We start from the raw sequence: 17414 nt of genomic DNA on the forward strand, positions 1-17414 counted from the left end.
CCTGCCGTGTAGGCTGGGCGTGTGAAGGATTGAAGGGAAGGCCGCTCCATGGACGCGACACGGACATCGAAACCCGCGATCGATCCGGTGACGGCGGAGATCGTGGTGGGCAAGTTGCTCGCCACCGTCGACGAGATGGGCGTGGTGATGACACGCAGCAGTATGAGCCCGATCGTCTACGAGGTTCTCGATTTTGCCTGCGGCATCTGCGCTCCGAACGGCGATCTGGTCGCCCAGTCGAACGGCATCACGCTCTTCACCGGAACCTTTGCACGGCAGGTCCGTGCCATCGCCGATCGCTTCCGGGACGACATGGAGCCGGGCGACGTCTTCGTGATCAACGATCCGTTCAGCGGCGGAACCCACCCCAACGACTTCGCCATCATCAAGCCTGTCTATTCGGGCGGCCGCATGATCGCCTGGGCGATAAACGTGGCGCATTGGCTCGACGTCGGAGGAGCCGTGCCGGGCAGCATTCCGATCAACGCCACATCGGTTTTCGAGGAGGGAATGCGCATTCCCGGCGTGCGGCTTGCCCGTCGGGATCGGCTGAACGACGACATCGTCCGCATCATCCTGGAAAATTTACGGCTGCCCGATCTCGCGATGGGCGACCTGCGCGCCCAGGTGGCGACGGTGCGCATCGCCGAGCGCAGCCTTCAGGCAATGGCGGGCAAATATGGCGAGGACACGCTCGCCGACATCTTCGAGGAGATCATCGCTTCCAGCGAGCGCAAGAGCCGCAAGGTCATCGAGGCCCTGCCGGACGGCGAGTACGAAGCCGAGGATGTGATCGATGGCGACGGCATTTCCGACAAGCCGGTACCGATTCGGATCAAGGTGACCATCCGCGGTTCATCGGTCATCGCTGATTTCACGGGTAGCTCGCCCTCCGTAGCCGGTCCGTTCAATTGCTCGCGCGGGGCGCTGGAATCTGCGGTCAAGACCGTCTTCAAGGCACTCGTCTCGCCGCATTCGCCCTCAAACGAAGGATGGTTCCGGCCACTTGAGGTCGTCGTGCCCGATGGCACGGTGTTCAGCGCCGGCAAACCGTCGCCGACGGGGTGGTACTACGAGGGGTCGGTTCATGCTTCGGAACTCATCTGGAGGGCGCTTGCCCCGCTGAAGCCCGAGGTCTTCTCCGCCGGATCCTATACCAGCCTGGCCGTGCTCTATCTCTCGGGCCGCACCGCGAACAACGAACTCTTTGTCCACATCGAGCCGCAGCATGGCGGCTGGGGTGCGACGCCGTCCCGCGACGGCGCGAGCGGTCTCATCTCGTTGACCGACGGTGACACATACAACCACTCGGTCGAGCTGCTCGAGGCCAGGCTGCCGCTTCTGATCACCCGCTACGGCTTCAATACCGAGGGCGGCACCGGCGCGGGAAGGTTCCGCGGAGGCTACGGGCTTGTCAGGGAGTATCAGGTCCTGTGCGAAGAGGCGTCGATCTACTGTGGCATCAGCCGCAATGTCACGCCGCCATGGGGGGCAGACGGCGGCAGTCCGGGAAGCTGCAATGGGGTTGAGGTCGTGTCGGCCGAGAACGGCGGCGTGCTCAGGATCCATCACCACCCCGGGCTCGACATCAAGCGCGGCGACACTGTTCGGGTGATCAGCGGCGGCGGCGGAGGATGGGGCAATCCCGACGACCGCAAGACGGAATGCGTACTGGCCGACATCGCCGACGGGCTGATCAGCCAGGAGGCGGCGCGCGCCGTCTACGGCATCGAAACGGAGGCAGTTGTGTGATGGAGACCGCCACGAAGACCCGGCTCGCCACCGATGTCGGCGGGACGTTCACCGACCTTGTGGCTTATGACGAGGCCAAGGGGCGGGTGATCATAGGCAAGTCGCTGACAACGCCCGACGACCAGTCGCGCGGCGTCATCGACTGCATCCGGCAGGCAGCGAGCCGAGAAGCCCTGGAGCCTGCAGCGACAAGCTTCTTTGTCCATGGCGGGACAACCGTCATCAACGCAATCACCGAACGCAAGGGCGTCAAGACGGCACTGCTGACGACGCGCGGCTTCCGCGATGTTCTGGAGATCGGTCGCGGCAACCGGCCGGATCTCTACAACCTCCAGGCGCGATCTCCCGAACCCTATGTGCCTCGGCGCTTCCGCTTCGAGGTGACCGAGCGGATGAACGCGGCCGGCGAGATCCTGACCGAACTGGACGAAGCGGATGTGCGCGAGGCGGCGCGGCACTGCAAGGAGGCAGGCATCAAGGCAGTCGCGGTGATGTTCCTGCACAGCTACGTCAACCCGACGCATGAGGAGCGTTGCGCCGAAATCCTCGCAGCGATGCTGCCCGAGGTGGCGATCACGCCGAGCTACAGGGTATCGCGGCAGTGGCGGGAATATGAGCGCAGCAACACGGCGGTGCTCAACGCCTATGTCGAGCCGATCATCCGGCGCTACTTCAGCGGTCTCGAACGCTCGCTGGCTGAGGAGGGTATCGTCTGCGATTATTTCGCCATGCAGTCGAACGGCGGAGTGGCGACTTTCGGCCAGGCCGCCGCGAGCCCCCTGACGCTGGTGGAGTCGGGTCCCTCCGGAGGCGTGGCCGGCGCGGTCCGCGTCGGCAGGGAACTCGGTGAGGGCGATGTGCTCTATCTCGACGTCGGCGGCACCACGGCCAAATGCTCGCTGATCCGTGACGGCCGCCCCCAGCTCGCGCCGCAATACAATCTCGACAAGACCCGGATATGGCCCGGCTATCCGGTTCAGGTGCCCGTCGTCGACATCGTCGAGATCGGCGCCGGCGGCGGTTCGATCGCCTGGCTGGACGAAGGCGGCCGCCTCCATGTCGGCCCCCGGAGTGCAGGCTCGGAGCCCGGACCGGCCTGCTACGGCCGAGGTGGCAGCCAGCCGACCGTGACCGACGCCAAGCTGGTGATCGGCATTCTCGATCCCGTCAATTTCGCCAACGGCCAGATGCAGCTCGACCTCGATGCCGCGCGGGTCGCATTCGAACCGATCGCGAGCGCGCTTGGAACGAGCATCGAAGGCGCTGCCCTTGCGGTCGTACGCATCGCCGAGGCAGGCATGATCGATGCGCTGAAGCTCGTCACCGTGCAGCGTGGCCATGATCCGCGCGAGTTGTCCTTCGTGGTGAGCGGCGGGGCCGGGCCGATGTTTGCCTCAAAGCTCGGCCGAGAGCTGCACGTCCGGTCGACCGTGATCCCGGTCTTTCCCGGTATCTTCTCGGCCTGGGGCATGCTGGCCGCCTATCCGAGCGTCGACATAAGGCGCACGCATTTCGGCGAGGCGAACGACGCCGTCATGGAGACGGTGTCAGGCATATTCGATGAGCTCATCGACGAGGCGCTGCGCCATTTCGGTGTGACCGGTCGCGGGCGCCTGTCGCTGACCTGCCGGCTGGAAGCTCGTTACAAGGGGCAGGAGCATTCGGTTGCCGCCGACTTCGAGCCGGGTTGGGCGACCGGTCGTTTCCTGGAGGCTTTTCATGCCGCGCATGAGACTGCCTTTACCTTCTCGCTGCCCGGCACGCCGGTCGAGCTCACCAATGTGCATCTCCATGCCGAACTGGTCGCCAATGTCGTCGGCCTGGCGCGGCTCCCCGGAGAGGGCCGCAGCCTCGAAGGTGCCACCACGGGTGCACGCAAAGTGTTCTTCGACGAAGCCGAGGGTTGGGTCGAATGTCGGCTTGTCGATCGGGAACGGCTCCCGATCGACGTCGAAATGGCGGGCCCGCTTGTGGTCGAGGAGGCGACGACCACCACGCTCATCCTGCCCGGCCAGGTGCTGCGGATGCAGCCCGCCGGCCTGCTCGTCATCAGGGAAGCGGAATAGGCCTGTGGCGATCGCGATCTCAATCAGGAATCTGACGCGGCGTTTCGGGGATATTGCGGCGCTGGACGATGTGTCTCTCGATATCAAGGCCGGCGAGTTCTTCACCCTGCTCGGGCCTTCCGGTTCGGGGAAGAGCACGCTGCTGCGCATGATCTCCGGCTTCGACATGCCCGATGGCGGCAAGGTGTTGTTCGACGGCGCCGACATGACCGCGATGCCGGCGAACCGCCGCCCCTCGAAGACTGTGTTCCAGGACCTCGCACTGTTCCCGCACATGAATGTCGGACAGAATGTGGCCTACGGGTTGAAGGTCATCAAGCGCCCGCGCGATGAGATTGCCAGGCGTGTCGCCGCGGTGCTTTCGCTGGTTGGTCTCGCAGGCTTCGAGGATCGGGATGTCAACAAGCTCTCCGGTGGCCAGCGTCAGCGCGTCGCTCTCGCCCGTTCGCTGGTGATGGAGCCCGGCGTGCTGCTGCTCGATGAGCCGCTGACCGGCCTCGACGAGAATCTGCGCCGCCAGATGCGCGACGAGTTCGGCCGGCTGCACGAACGCACGGGCGCGACCTTCATCCTGGTCACTCACAATCAGGACGAGGCGCTATCGCTGTCCGACCGCATGGCGGTCATGCGCGCCGGAAAGGTCGTGCAGGTCGGGACACCCACGCAGTTCTTCGATCGCCCGGCAAACAGCTTCGTCGCGCGTTTCATGGGCATGGAATGCATGCTGCGCCCGCAGGCCGTCGAGCGGCGAGGCCCCGTGCTGAGCGCGGTGGTTGGCGGTGTGCCGGTGCCGGTCGTGGCGCAGGAGTCACCGCCGGCTGCTTCGGACGCCGTGATCGTCTTCCGCCCGGATCAGCTTACCCTCGTTCCCAAGGGCTCGGAGGCCGCTGAAACGATGCGCCTCACGGTCTCGGCGGTCCGCTATCGCGGCCTTCATCACGACGTGCATGCCGCCTTCCCGGACGGTCAGGAGGTTACGATCGCCCATATGTCGGCGGAACTCCCGCTACCGGGCGAAGAGGTCGGGGTTCGCTTCCTGCCCGGCGCGCCGCTGCTTCTGACCGGCTGATCGCGCAGGACAAAAAGATAACGAGGTGGAACAGAAAGGAGAAAGACAATGCATATCAGGCAGAACAGGTCATTCCTTCAATCCAATATGGAACGGCGCAGCCTGCTGAAACTGATGGGGGCCGGAGCCGCGCTTGGACTCGCCGGCACTACCGGTTTCCCGCGTCTCGCCGCAGCGGCCGATGAGGAACTTGCCTTCTGGGCGAGCGGCACGCTCGACATCGGTGAAAACTGGTCGAGGCTGGCCAGCGACACGGGGCTGAGCACCGTGTTCACGGACAATGGCAACGATCCCGGTCCGGTGGTGGCCAAGCTCGTCGCGGGCAACGGCAACGATCTCTACGACATCGGAGGCCTGCAGGGCGGAGCGGAGAAGGAACTGGCCAAGCAGGGCGCCATTGCCCCCTGGGATGTCTCCAGGATACCGAACTACGCCAAGGTATGGGACTTCGCCAAGCAGATCCCATACCTTTATCACGAGGGTAAACAGTATGGCCTGCCGTCCGTGCTGAACGCCGATTCCATGATCTATCTGCCGGACAGGGTGGGCGAGATCGACAGCTACGGCGTGATCTTCGACCCGAAGCTGAAGGGCAAGGTCGGCATGGAGGATGCCTGGATCAACTCGGCCGTCTTCACGGCGATGTATCTCAAGGAATCGGAGAATGCGCCGATCGTGGAACCGGGCAACCTGACCGAGAGCGAGCTCGGCTTGGTCATGGAGTTCCTGATCAAGCACAAGCGCGACGGCCAGTTCCGGACCTTCTGGAGCGGGTGGGAACAGGGCGTCCAGCTTGTCGCCGACGAGGAGGTCTGGGCGATGACCGGCTGGGAGCCGATCGTGAAGGCGGCGCAGGAGCGCGGCATCAACGCCAAATATGCTGCACCCAAGGAAGGCTATGAAGGCTGGGGCAACAACACGATCCTGATGAAGGGCGCCGTGGAACGCGGGCTGGGCGACGCCGCCCATCGTTTCGCCGACTGGCTGCTCGCCGGCTATTATGGCTGCGTGCTCGGCAATATGCGCGGCTATGTCGTGCCCACCGACAACAACGTTGCCTATGCCGAAGCCCATCCGGACGAGTTCAAGGCAGAGGAGGTGAAGGGCGTTGCCGATCACGTGAAGGCCAAGTTCTCGGGCAAGGTCTATTGGCAGAACACCCGGCCCGACAACTTCCAGCTTTACGAGGAGTGGTGGCAGAAGCTGAGAAACGCCTGAGCGGGGAGGCGGTCGTGACGACGAGCCCGAAGCTGATCTCGCGGGCGACGCTGCTGGCGCTGCCGGCGGTCGTGGCGATCGCCGGCCTTTGCCTGGTCCCGCTGGGCCTGGTCATCCTGTGGAGCTTCTGGAGTTGGGATCCCCAGACCTACTGGATGACACCAGACTTCTCGCTCGCCGCCTACGGGCAGATCCTCGACGCCGGCCGCTGGACAGTGCTTGTCGGCAGCACGATCAAGGCGGCGCTCGCCGCCTTGATCTGTTTGCTGATCGGCTATCCGGCCGCCTACTACATCCATTTCTGTGCGCGCCCGCGCGCGGCAATGGTGCTGATGGCGCTGTTCACCATCCCCTTCTTCACCTCCTATCTGATCCGCTCTCGTGGCGCCTGGTGCTCGGACGTCGCGGCCCCATCAACGAGTTTCTGATGGCGAGCGGTTTGATCGGCCAGCCGCTGGATTGGCTGCTGTTCTCGAATTTCGCCGTGATGGTTGGGCTCGTCGCTTCCTATCTGCCCTTCGTGATCTTCCCGCTGCTCCTGTCGATGCGCAAGGTGGAGCCGTCGCTGCTGCAGGCCAGCATGGATCTCGGTGCGGGCTTCGGTCACACGCTGCGGCACGTTCTGCTGCCGCTGACCAAGGCAGGCTCCTTCGCCGGTTTCCTGTTCGTCTTCGTGATGGCGCTGGGTTCCTCGACCGAGGTCCAGATGCTCGGCGGGGCCGCCGCCTCGATGATATCGATCATGATCAACGATGTGATGCGCGTGGTGAATTTCCCGCTGGCCTTCGCCATATCGAGCGTCGTTCTCGTCTTCCTGGGGGCGGTGCTCTATCTCGGCAACCGCTTTCTGGGCTTTTCCCGGCTGTTCGAGGACTTCTCATGGTGACGAGGTTTGAAAGCAGGGGGCCACGCTCGATCGCGCTCGGCGCCATGCTGGCGGCGCTGGCGATCATCTACCTGCCGCCGTTCTACATGCTGGCGATTTCCTTCAACCAGAACCTCCAGCCGGCGTTCCCGGGACCGGCGGATCTCAGCGTCAAATGGTATGTGGCCTTGGCCAAGGACGGCCGCCTGCTCGGAGCCTTGAGGGAGTCTCTCGTCGTCGCGACGCTGACGGCTGCCATCTCGGTGGTGGTGGCGCTGCTCGCGGCGCTCGCCTATCTCGAGATGCGCCGGCTGCGGTCGCAATGGTTCCTGTTCGTCATCTTCTCGATGTTCGTACCGGGCGTGGTTCAGGGTCTTGCCCTGTCGGCGGTGTTCGGGCGGATCGGCGTGAAGCCGTTCTGGGGCACGGTAGCCGCTGCGCATCTTCTGTGGGCTCTGCCCTTCGCCTTCACCGTTGTGCTGACGTCGCTCGGCGTGGTTCGCAAGTCCTATCTCATGGCCGCCGCGGACCTCGGAGCGTCCTGGTTCCGTCGCCTCTGGGACATCATCCTGCCGCTCATCCGGCCCGGACTCGCCGGCGCCTTCATCTTCAGTTTTCTGCTGTCGCTCAACGAATACAGTCGCGCCTACTATCTGGTCGGGCGGCAGAACACGCTTCCGCTCGACATGTTCGGCAAGATGAACTCCGGCGCATCGCCGACGATCTATGCGCTCTCCGGCGCGATCCTGATGGCCTCCTTCGTGGCCGTCGCGGCGGTGGTGCTGATCACGGCTGGCCGCAACGCCCGACGGGCGTGATCAACCGGCTGTCGGAGCCGCCAGGATCGACCTATAGTGGTTCCCGAGGAAGCCAATCTCGCCAGAGCGCCGCGCGTCCTTTCGGACGCGCGCAAAGGGTGCTCTGCCACTATTGAGTTGCGCATCGAAAATCGATTCCGATTTTCGGGCCGATGCGGAAGATCGACTGGGGAGCCATGCCGACGGACCGTAACCTTCGCGACTGTTTGATAGGCCGGTTGCGCCGGCTTACGGGCGTCCGCCGGTCATGATCACCACCAAGCTGCAGCCGCCGCATCTGCGCGATGTCCTGGTCAACCGCCCCCGGCTGCTGCGCATGCTCGACGCGGCGACGGCAGGTAAGCTGGCGATCGTCTCTTCCCCGGCGGGTTTCGGCAAGTCGACGCTGCTGGCTCAATGGGCAGCGGGCCACAACGCTTCGCGCGTTGCATGGCTCTCGATCGACCCCCCTGACAACGATCTTGCCCGCTTCCTCAAATACCTCGCCGCCGCCTTGCAGCGCGTCGACCCGACGCTCATCGAGAATGCGGAGGCGCTGATCGATTCCAGCCCGGTCACGCCGGTCGATTCCATACTCACCGGCATCATCAATCACCTGTCGCGCGCATCGACGCCGATCTTCCTCGTGCTCGACGACGCCCATCTGATTGTCTCGACTGAAATCGCCTCCTTCCTCAACGCGCTCGTCGCCTGTGCGCCGCCCGCATTGCGTATCGTGCTCGCGACGCGCGGCGACCTGCCTCTCGAACTCTCCAATATGAAGATGAAGGGGCATGTGCTCAGTCTCGGAGACGCCGACCTGCGGTTCTCGCTCGAAGAGACGGAAGACTATCTGACCGGCGTCTGCGGCCTCGATCTGAACATCTCGGCTGTCGTCGCGCTGCATCACAAGACCGAGGGCTGGCCGGCCGGCTTGCAACTCGCATCCCTCGCGCTCGCTCATGAGGGCTCGAAGGAAGCCTTCATCGCCGACTTCTCCGGCAGCCAGCGCGACGTCGCGACCTTCCTGGCGCATGACGTGCTGGCGCGGCAATCGACCGAGATCCAGGAGTTCCTGCTGAGGACCTCGATCCTCGATCGCTTTTGCCTCGGTCTCGCCGAGGCCGTCTGCCCGGAGATCGATGGCAGGGCGGCCCTTGCCGGGGTCGAGCGCTCGAACCTGTTTCTCATCGCGCTGGACTCCTTCGGCCACTGGTTCCGCTACCATCATCTTTTCGGCGAGTTCCTCCGCGACAAGCTGGCGGTCTGGCCGCCGGAGCGGCGCGCGGCCCTGCACCGGTGTGCCGCCGACTGGCTCGCCGAGAACGGACATGTCTCGGACGCCGTCGGCCATGCGCTCGCCAGCGGCGACAACGATCTCGCTGCCGGCCTCGTGGAAAAATGCGCCATGCCGCTGATCATGCAGGGCCATATCCCGCGGGTCACGGAGTGGCTCAACCAGCTGCCGGGCAGTCTTGTGGAAACGCGGCCGAGATTGCTGCTCGCCCGCGTCTGGGCGCAGTTCCATATGAGCCGTCCGCGCCAGGCCGCGCGCATGCTCAAGCAGGCCAAGGATCTGATCCGTCGCCTCGCCGACGAAGGCGCGCTCGACCGCTCGACCATCCGTTCACTGAAGGCGGAGTTGCGCACGCTCACCGCAGGTGTGATCAGCGCTTCGGACCGGTCGCGGGCGGCGAGCCGGCTCGCGGCGGGCTGGCTCCAGGACTATCCCGAGGAGGAGGCTTTCTCGCGCGGCACGCTCGCCAATATCGGGGCGTTCTGCCACTATTCGCTCGGCGAGCTTGATGCGGCGCGGCTTTTCAGCCTGAAGGCCCGTGACTATCACGGTGCGAGCAATTCGGTTTTCGGGATCGTCTATTCCGACCTGCTGCTCGGACTGGTGGAGATAGCCGCCGGCAATCTCGCGGCAGCGGACGAGTTCCTGGACCGGGCCTGCCGGCTCGCGCGCGAGCGTCTCGGCTCCGGCTCCTACGCGGAAGCGATGACGGCGATCTTCCAGGTCGAGCTCGCTTATGAGTGGAACGATCTGCTGCGCGCTGAAAGACTTCTGTGCCAGCATCGCCAGATCATCGAGGAATGCGGTCTCGTCGTTCACGAGATGGCCTGCAAGCTGCACCTCGCGCGACTGGCCGCCGCGCATGGTCGCCAGGATGAGGCGATCGTCTTCCTGGAACGAGCCGAAAGGCTCGGCATCGAGAAGCGGTACCGGCGGCTGACGGCAAGCGCGCTCAACGAGCGGGTGCGGCTGTTGCTTCTGCGCGGCGACGTGCGCGCGGCAAGGCTCGCCTTGCGCTCGCGCGGCATAGAACCCTCCGGCGAACGCAGCAGCCTTCCGATCCATCCGCTTGAGGAGTATGCCCATATCGGCGCCGCTCGTGTACTGATCGCGGAGGGAAAACCCGTGAACGCCATCGCCATATTGGACCGCGTCGCCGAGCGCATGCGTCAGGATGGGCGCCTCCGCGGTCTGATGCAGGTGAGGGCGCTCGTCGCCATTGCCGCCCATTCAGCCGGGGAGACGCTGCTTGCGCTGGCAGCAACGGTCGACACGGTCACCCTGGCGTTGCCGCAGAACGCGATGCGGTCGCTGATCGACGAAGGCTATCCGATGCGCCAAGTGCTCGAATTCGCCCGTGGGCGCATTCCGGCATGGAGGCGCAGTTCGGAGACGGCGAACTTCGTCGACAGGTTGCTGCGCGAACTCTCCCGCGCCTCGGGCGACCGCATCCGCCCGGCAGCCGTTGGGCAGGCGCCTGCGAAGCGGGCCTTGAGCAGCAAGGAGACGGAGGTCGCCGCCCTGCTGATGCGCGCCTACAGCAATCGTCAACTGGCGCAGTCGCTCTCTATGGCGCCCGACACCGTGAAGTGGCACCTGAAGAACATCTTCGGCAAGCTCGGCGTGTCGAACCGCACCGAGGCGGCCCTCAAGCTGAGGGAAATCGGCCTCGACGGTTCCGTCGAGCGGCCCTTCGCAGGCTGAGTGCTCATGCCAATGGCACTGTACGGCGTCGATCAATCCTTGCTGACCACCCTTGACACCGGCGCCACTACCGTGAATTTTTGACGCCTGCTTTCAACGTGATGAACTGCGTCCACCGACTCCGGCCGTGCCGAGGGATACCTCCGGCAGAACGAGGCCAGCCGTCTCGGCGGGCGGTTTTCTCCGATCCTTCGCGAGGTGTCGGCAGCCAGGCGAGGGCGGCGCAACTGCCGCAAGCATTGCCCCGTCACCCTACTTTCGACGGCATGCCGGAATAACAGGCCCGTCCTGTAAATTTCCAGTTTTTTACAGGACCGCCGGCTGCCCGGGCTCGTACCAACGGTCGATGACGTTGGCACCAATTACCCGGGCGGGTGGGGCAAAAAAAGCCACCCGTTACCCGAAGGTGGCGGGACAAGGGCCGCTATCAGCGCAATCCTCCCCTCCATTGGCATTGTTGCGTGAAGGGACGCGATGGCGACCGGTTTCGTCTTCCACGAACTCTATCTGTGGCACAACACATGGAACTGGGCACAGGTCTTCCCGCCGAGCCTGACGGTGCAGCCCGGCACCCATGCCGAGAACCCCGAAACCAAGCGGCGGCTGCGTAATCTGCTCGAAGTCAGCGGCATCCTCGACCATCTGGTTCCGATCAAGCCACGCCCGGCAACCGTCGAGGAACTGGCCCGGGTCCATACGGCAGCGCATATCGAAAAGATCAGGGAGATCAGCGAACGCGGCTATGGGGACGCGAGTTCGCTCACGCCGCTCGGCGCAGGCAGTTACGAGATCGCGCTGCTCGCGGCCGGCGGCGCCATCGTGGCGATGGATGCCGTCATCGAGGGCAAAGTCGACAACGCCTATGCGCTCATCCGCCCGCCGGGCCACCACGCGACATCAGATGTCGGAATGGGCTTCTGCCTTTTCTCCAATGCCGCGATCGCCATTCGGCATGCGCAGAAGATGCACGGCATCAAACGGATCGCGACGGTCGACTGGGACGTCCATCACGGCAACGGCACGCAGGCGGTGTTTTATGACGACCCAGGCGTGCTCACCATCTCGATCCATCAGAACAATCTCTTCCCGGCGAATTCGGGAGCGGTGAGCGAGAACGGGGAAGGCGAAGGCAAGGGTTACAACATCAATGTGCCCTTGCCGTCGGGCTCCGGCCCCGGCGCTTATCAGGTTGCGTTCGAGAGGGTCGTGCTGCCGGCGCTCGAACGCTTCCAACCGGAGTTGATCGTCGTTCCCTCGGGCTTCGATGCTTCGGGTGTCGATCCGATGGGGCGCATGCAGATGAACTCCAGCGGATACCGTGTGCTGGCCCGGATGCTGCTCGATGCGGCGCGTGAACTGTGCGGCGGTCGGCTCGTGATGACCCATGAGGGCGGCTACTCCGAAATGTATGTACCCTATTGCGGCCTGGCTGTGATCGAGGAGCTGTCCGGGCACCGGACGGGGGTCGAGGACCCTTGGGACAAGCTCATGGCAGCCTGGGGCGGAATGGCGGCGGAACCGCATCAGATCGCGGTCATCGACGAGGCCGCGAAACTCGTTGCAAACATAAACAAAGCAAGGGGAACAAAGAGATGAAGCGCGATTCGAAACTGCAGAAGCCCAATGTCATCGCGGGCTCCCGCCGCAATTTCCTGATCAAGGGCAGCCTCGCCACCGCGGCCACGCTCACCGGTATGCCCGCCATGCTGTTCGCCATGAACGACGAGGCGCGCGCCGAGGGCGATCCGATCCCGGTAGGCCAGTGCGGACCGACCACGGATTTCGCCGCGCCCGACGGCATCGAGTTCAAGAACGGCCTCACGCTTGCCTGCGAGGAGATCAATGCCCTTGGCGGCATATTGGGGCGGCCGCTCGAACCTTCCTTCGAGGACACGGCGCAGATGGGCGACGCGACCAATGTGCAGGCGGCCCAACGCCTGGTCGATCGCTACGGCGTCCACGCGATCCTCAACGGCTACAATATCGGCTCGGGCGCGGCCATCCAGGAAGTGGCCGCCGACAACGGCATCATCTACGTCCACTACGACACCACGATCGGCCACAACGACCTGGTAAAGTCCAACCCCGACCGCTACTGGGGCTCCTTTCAGGGCGACCCGGCCGAATACTGGTATGGGCCCGGCTTTCTGAAGTTCCTCCAGGGTCTCGAAGACTCGGGCGACTGGAAGCGCCACAACAACAAGATGGCGGTCATCCTGTCCGCCGGCGTCTACGCCTCCAACATCGCCAACGCCGTCAAGGAGCAGGCCGGCAGCTACGGCTGGGAGATCAGCCTGTTCGAGACCGTCAGCGTGCCCGCCTCGGAATGGGGGCCGACACTCGCCAAGATCCGGCAGGACCCGCCGGCCGTCATCTGTATCACCCACTTCCTGCCGGCCGACCTCGGCCAGTTCTGTGTGCAGTTCGCGCCCAATCCGACGCCGAGCCTCATCTACATGCAGTACGGCCCGTCGATCCCCGCTTTCCGCGACATCGCAAAGGAAGCCGCCAACGGCATCATCTACGCGACGCTGGTCGGCGCCCTCCAGGACGAGATCGGCACCGCATTCGAGAAGCGTTACAAGGAGAAGTTCGGAGCCAATGCCGGGCACAATTCCGGTGCGCAGCCCTATGACGGCGCCTATGTCTGGGCGACGGCTGCTGCCCTCGCCGGCGGAAGCGGCGAGCCCGGCAATGCCGAGCAGAACCGCAAGGTGGCGGCGCGCATGAGTTCCATGATCTTCCGCGGCGTGACGGGCACGACGCGCTTCATGCCGCTGGAAAATGCCGCCTTCACCTATCCGACCCAGGTGAACGATTCTTCGCTCGGCATGCCGCACCAGTTCCTGCAGATCCATGACTACACCAAGGGACCCGGGCTGATCGCTCCGGCGCCTTACGGCACGACCAAATTCATGCTGCCGCCGTGGATCAAGGCGTGACGCCGGCATGACGTCTGCTGCAGCGGCGATGCCGCTCCTGTCATGCAAGGGCGTCGGCAAGTCGTTCGGCGCGCTGGCGGCTGTGCGCGACCTCAGCTTCGATGTCGGGGAGGGCGAGATCCTCGGCATCGGCGGGCCGAACGGCGCCGGAAAGACGACGCTGTTCGAGGTCATCTCCGGGCTGAACCCGGCGACGGCAGGCACCATCCTGCTCGACGGGCAGGACATCACCCGCCTGGCGCCGGAACGGATCTGCCATGCCGGGGTCGCCAGGACCTTTCAGCTCAATGCCGGCTTCGACAGCATGACGGTGCGCGAGAACGTGCTGGTCGGCGCCTATTTCGGGCGCGATAGTCGTGCGGTGCCGAGCTTGAGGGTCGGGCGCGAGACGCGCGACGCCGCCGAGGGCGCGCTCGGCATGCTCGGCATCGCCGACAAGGCCGACGTCGTCACCTCGAGGCTGCCGGTGCTCGATCGCAAGCTCCTGATGATGGCGACGGCGATCGCCACCAGGCCGCGGCTGCTTCTGATGGACGAACCGGTGGGCGGCCTCACCGCCAAGGAGGTGGACCAGGTGATGGCGGCCGTCCGCGCCATCAAGGCGTCCGGCGTGACCATCATCCTGATCGAGCACGTCATGCGTTTCCTCGTGCAACTCTCCGATCGGGTGATGATCATGCACCACGGCGAGAAGATCTTCGAAGGACTGCCGGCCCAGTTGGTGAACGACCGCACCGTGGTCGATGTCTATCTCGGCGAGGGCGCATCGGAGCGGTTGAAGGCATTCATGGAAAGAGCCGATCATGTCTGAACCGGCGCTCCGGATCGAAAAGGCGAGTTCCGGCTATCAAGGCCGCTCGGTGCTTCAGGCGATCGATCTCGTGGTCGCGGATGGCGAGTTGACCGCCATCATCGGCCCGAACGGCCACGGCAAGAGCACCCTGCTCAAGACGATATCGGGTCTGGTGCCGCCGTCTTCCGGCACCATCCTCCATCGCGGCGCGAGGATCGATGGCCACCGGCCCGATGAGATCGTCGAGCGCGGCTTGATCCATGTTCCGCAAGGAGACCTGCTCTTCCCGGCGATGACCGTGAACGAGAACCTGCTGATGGGCGCCTATCGCAAGGCGGCATCGGGCGGGATCGACGAGCGGCTCGATTTCGTCTTTTCGCTCCTGCCCAGGCTGAAGGACCGTCGCAACCAGATCGCGGGAACCCTGTCCGGCGGCGAGCGGCGCATGTGCGGCATCGGACGCGGCCTTATGGCCGGCGGCGACATACTGATGCTCGACGAGCCGTCGCTCGGCCTTGCGCCGATCGTGATCGACCAGATCTACGAGGTGATCTTCGATCTCAGGCAGCAAGGCCGCACGATCCTCCTGGTCGAGGAGAACGCCCAGCGCATCGCCGACCAGGCCGACAGCATCCACCTGCTCGACAATGGCCGTTTCGCCTGGTCGGGCGTCGGCGCGGAGTTGATGGCCCGTCCCGAAATCATCGAAACCTATCTGGGGGCTTAGTCTGATCGATGGATGTCCTGATCCAGATCGTCGCTTCCGGACTGACGCTCGGCGCCATGTATGCGGTCGCGACCGTCGGCCTCTCATTGGTCTACGGCTCGCTCAACATGCTCAACATGGCGCATGGCGCGCTGCTGACGCTCGGCGGCTATATCTGCTACGCGGCGATCACCCATGCCGGCTTCCATCCGGCGTTCGCCCTGATCGCAGCCGCGCTCGTCTGCGCGCTCGCCGGCCTGCTCATCTATCTCGGCGCGGCCTTGCCGCTGCTCAGGGCCGAGAATTTCGAGACCAATATCTTCATCGCCACGATCGGCATCGGGTCCGTGATCGAGAGCCTGATGCTGAAAACGTTCGGGCCCTATCCGATCCCGCAGCCTTTGGCGGTCGCCGGCCATGTGGTCGTCGGCAACGTGCACGTCCCCCTGCAGAACCTCTTCATCCTGGGCGTGGCGCTGGCTTTGATGGCGGCGGTCGCGTTCATGCTGCAGCGGACCCGCATGGGCCGTGCCATCCGTGCGACCTCCATGAACCGCGACGCGGCCCAACTCATGGGCGTGCGCGTCGGCCGTGTCTATGCGCAGGTGCTGGCGCTCTCAGGCGCGCTCGCCGCCGTCTCGGGCGTCATGATCAGCTCGATCGCCACGCTTACGCCCGTCATGGGCGGCGACCCGATGCTGAAGGCCTTCATCATCTGCATCGTTGCCGGGCTCGGCAATGTCTATGGCGCGGTCGTCGCAGCGGTTGCGCTCGGGCTGCTCGAAGCCGCCACGCAATATCTGCTCGGCGTGCGCTGGAGCTTCGCCACGCTTCTCCTCCTCGTGATCCTGGTCCTGATCTGGCGGCCCTACGGGCTGTTCGGACGCCAGCAGGTGGTGCGCCTATGATGCCGCTGCGTCGTGACCTGCTGATCGGCTTCGTCGCCCTGGCCGTGGCGATCACGGTGCCATTCCTCGTTCCGGGCCGCTACATCGTTACCCAGTCGACGCTGTTCTTCGTATGGGCGATCGTCGTCGTCCAGTGGAACCTGGTGCTCGGCGTCGGCGGCATCTTCTCGCTGGCGCAGATGGCGCTCTTCGCCGTCGGCGCCTATGCGACCGCGATGCTCGGTTTCTACTGGAAGGTGCCGATGCTGGCGGCGATCCCGATCGGCGGGCTGGCCGCCGTCGCGGCCAGCATGCTGATCGGCCTTGCCTGCCTGCGCCTGCGCGGGCCCTATGTCGCGCTGCTGACCCTGGCCATCGCGCAGGTGCTTTACGTCCTCATCGTCAACGACACCGAGTGCTTCACCTCGACGGGCGGCTGCATGCCGCTGTTCGGCGGGGTGAGGGGCATCGGCCAGTTCGGCGACATCGGCCTGCGGGCCTTGTTCCCGTCCAAGTGGTATATGGCGCACTATTTCGTGGCGCTGGCGCTGCTCACGATTGCAGTGGCGTTCTCGATCACCGTCATCCGCGGCCCGCTCGGGCTGGCCTTCCGCGCGCTGCGCGACAATCCCGGCTATGCCGTGTCGCGCGGCATCAGCCGGTTCAAATACCAGCTCTGGATTTTCGGCGTCTCGGCCTTCTTCACCGGCATCGCGGGCGGCTTCTATGCCGTGCATTTCCGCGTGGTCGGGCCGACCGTCTTTTCCTTCTCGCTGCTTCTCTTCCTGATCGCCATGATCGTGATCGGCGGGCTGGGATCGATATGGGGTCCGCTGCTCGGCGCGGCTCTGCTGATGGTCGCCGATGAGGGCATGAAGGAGTTCTCCGACTATCGCAATATCGGGCTCGGCCTGCTGCTGGCGCTGTTCGTGATCGCCTGGCCGACCGGCCTGACGGGATGGCTGGAAAAGCTGCGGCCTGGGCGGAAGTAGCGCTTCGACCTCGGCCCTGCGTCGGCAGGCCGTTCAATGCGATGCCGTACTCGCTTTTATTTGATATTGCCAATGGAACCCGTGAACTCTCTCCGTGTTTTGGTTTGAGGCGGGCTTCCCTACTGCCTAGACCCCCAAGGAGCCCGTTGCTTGCCATCTTGCCGGCTCGTGGCAGCGAGCCGGACCTTTTTGCGGGCATTCTTGGTTGCTGCAATGCGGCCAGCTTCCACATGGCATGGCGCAGTGACAAGAGGACTATGGTCCAAGCCTTCCCCTCGAAAGGCCACCATCCGATCTGGTTGCAGGTGCGGCGCAACCAATAGTGA

General features: G+C 64.6%; 14 protein-coding genes. All 14 read left to right on the plus strand.

Annotated features, from left to right (window positions below):
- Positions 1-48 precede the first annotated feature (48 nt).
- Positions 49-1752, plus strand: coding sequence for a hydantoinase B/oxoprolinase family protein (locus JN302_RS21420; RefSeq protein ID WP_202304869.1), 1704 nt, complete (start codon positions 49-51; stop codon positions 1750-1752).
- Entirely contained in the window at positions 1752-3818 is a 2067-nt protein-coding gene (locus JN302_RS21425) for a hydantoinase/oxoprolinase family protein (RefSeq protein WP_202328965.1), read from the plus strand. Before JN302_RS21420 ends, JN302_RS21425 begins: the two co-directional genes overlap by 1 nt.
- A gap of 4 nt (positions 3819-3822) precedes the next feature.
- Positions 3823-4887 carry an ABC transporter ATP-binding protein gene (locus JN302_RS21430; protein WP_202304873.1) on the plus strand — a complete coding sequence of 355 codons (1065 nt, stop codon included), beginning with the start codon at positions 3823-3825 and terminating at the stop codon, positions 4885-4887.
- 48 nt (positions 4888-4935) lie between these two features.
- Positions 4936-6105 carry an ABC transporter substrate-binding protein gene (locus JN302_RS21435; protein ID WP_202328966.1) on the plus strand — a complete coding sequence of 390 codons (1170 nt, stop codon included), beginning with the start codon at positions 4936-4938 and terminating at the stop codon, positions 6103-6105.
- 14 nt (positions 6106-6119) lie between these two features.
- Positions 6120-6533 carry a hypothetical protein gene (locus tag JN302_RS39230; RefSeq protein ID WP_244845803.1) on the plus strand — a complete coding sequence of 138 codons (414 nt, stop codon included), beginning with the start codon at positions 6120-6122 and terminating at the stop codon, positions 6531-6533.
- A complete protein-coding gene (locus tag JN302_RS39235; protein WP_244845805.1) occupies positions 6533-6991 on the plus strand; it encodes an ABC transporter permease in 459 nt (152 codons plus the stop codon). Before JN302_RS39230 ends, JN302_RS39235 begins: the two co-directional genes overlap by 1 nt.
- A complete protein-coding gene (locus JN302_RS21445; RefSeq protein WP_202304877.1) occupies positions 6985-7788 on the plus strand; it encodes an ABC transporter permease in 804 nt (267 codons plus the stop codon). Before JN302_RS39235 ends, JN302_RS21445 begins: the two co-directional genes overlap by 7 nt.
- 247 nt (positions 7789-8035) lie before the next feature.
- On the plus strand, positions 8036-10768 hold the full coding sequence (locus JN302_RS21450; RefSeq protein ID WP_202328967.1) for a LuxR C-terminal-related transcriptional regulator: 2733 nt from the start codon (positions 8036-8038) through the stop codon (positions 10766-10768).
- A gap of 474 nt (positions 10769-11242) precedes the next feature.
- On the plus strand, positions 11243-12364 hold the full coding sequence (locus JN302_RS21455) for a class II histone deacetylase (RefSeq protein WP_202328968.1): 1122 nt from the start codon (positions 11243-11245) through the stop codon (positions 12362-12364).
- On the plus strand, positions 12361-13710 hold the full coding sequence (locus JN302_RS21460; RefSeq protein WP_244845807.1) for an ABC transporter substrate-binding protein: 1350 nt from the start codon (positions 12361-12363) through the stop codon (positions 13708-13710). The genes JN302_RS21455 and JN302_RS21460 overlap by 4 nt, the downstream gene beginning before the upstream one ends.
- A gap of 7 nt (positions 13711-13717) precedes the next feature.
- The gene (locus JN302_RS21465; protein ID WP_202328970.1) at positions 13718-14521 is read left to right on the plus strand and encodes an ABC transporter ATP-binding protein; all 804 of its coding nucleotides are present in this window, start codon (positions 13718-13720) and stop codon (positions 14519-14521) included.
- Positions 14514-15230 carry an ABC transporter ATP-binding protein gene (locus tag JN302_RS21470; RefSeq protein ID WP_202304885.1) on the plus strand — a complete coding sequence of 239 codons (717 nt, stop codon included), beginning with the start codon at positions 14514-14516 and terminating at the stop codon, positions 15228-15230. Before JN302_RS21465 ends, JN302_RS21470 begins: the two co-directional genes overlap by 8 nt.
- 8 nt (positions 15231-15238) lie before the next feature.
- A complete protein-coding gene (locus tag JN302_RS21475; protein WP_202328971.1) occupies positions 15239-16117 on the plus strand; it encodes a branched-chain amino acid ABC transporter permease in 879 nt (292 codons plus the stop codon).
- Positions 16114-17088, plus strand: a complete 975-nt coding sequence (locus tag JN302_RS21480) for a branched-chain amino acid ABC transporter permease (protein ID WP_202304889.1) — start codon at positions 16114-16116, stop codon at positions 17086-17088. The genes JN302_RS21475 and JN302_RS21480 overlap by 4 nt, the downstream gene beginning before the upstream one ends.
- Positions 17089-17414: the final 326 nt, after the last annotated feature.

Source organism: Mesorhizobium sp. L-8-3, from assembly GCF_016756615.1.
Lineage (GTDB): Bacteria > Pseudomonadota > Alphaproteobacteria > Rhizobiales > Rhizobiaceae.

What these genes read in the sequence shown, in the direction of transcription:
- JN302_RS21420 (WP_202304869.1), top strand. Translation starts at nt 49, where the DNA reads ATGGACGCGACACGGACATCGAAACCCGCGATCGATCCGGTGACGGCG.
- JN302_RS21425 (WP_202328965.1), top strand. Translation starts at nt 1,752, where the DNA reads ATGGAGACCGCCACGAAGACCCGGCTCGCCACCGATGTCGGCGGGACG.
- JN302_RS21435 (WP_202328966.1), top strand. Translation starts at nt 4,936, where the DNA reads ATGCATATCAGGCAGAACAGGTCATTCCTTCAATCCAATATGGAACGG.
- JN302_RS39235 (WP_244845805.1), top strand. Translation starts at nt 6,533, where the DNA reads ATGGCGAGCGGTTTGATCGGCCAGCCGCTGGATTGGCTGCTGTTCTCG.
- JN302_RS21445 (WP_202304877.1), top strand. Translation starts at nt 6,985, where the DNA reads ATGGTGACGAGGTTTGAAAGCAGGGGGCCACGCTCGATCGCGCTCGGC.
- JN302_RS21450 (WP_202328967.1), top strand. Translation starts at nt 8,036, where the DNA reads ATGATCACCACCAAGCTGCAGCCGCCGCATCTGCGCGATGTCCTGGTC.
- JN302_RS21455 (WP_202328968.1), top strand. Translation starts at nt 11,243, where the DNA reads ATGGCGACCGGTTTCGTCTTCCACGAACTCTATCTGTGGCACAACACA.
- JN302_RS21460 (WP_244845807.1), top strand. Translation starts at nt 12,361, where the DNA reads ATGAAGCGCGATTCGAAACTGCAGAAGCCCAATGTCATCGCGGGCTCC.
- JN302_RS21465 (WP_202328970.1), top strand. Translation starts at nt 13,718, where the DNA reads ATGACGTCTGCTGCAGCGGCGATGCCGCTCCTGTCATGCAAGGGCGTC.
- JN302_RS21470 (WP_202304885.1), top strand. Translation starts at nt 14,514, where the DNA reads ATGTCTGAACCGGCGCTCCGGATCGAAAAGGCGAGTTCCGGCTATCAA.
- JN302_RS21475 (WP_202328971.1), top strand. Translation starts at nt 15,239, where the DNA reads ATGGATGTCCTGATCCAGATCGTCGCTTCCGGACTGACGCTCGGCGCC.
- JN302_RS21480 (WP_202304889.1), top strand. Translation starts at nt 16,114, where the DNA reads ATGATGCCGCTGCGTCGTGACCTGCTGATCGGCTTCGTCGCCCTGGCC.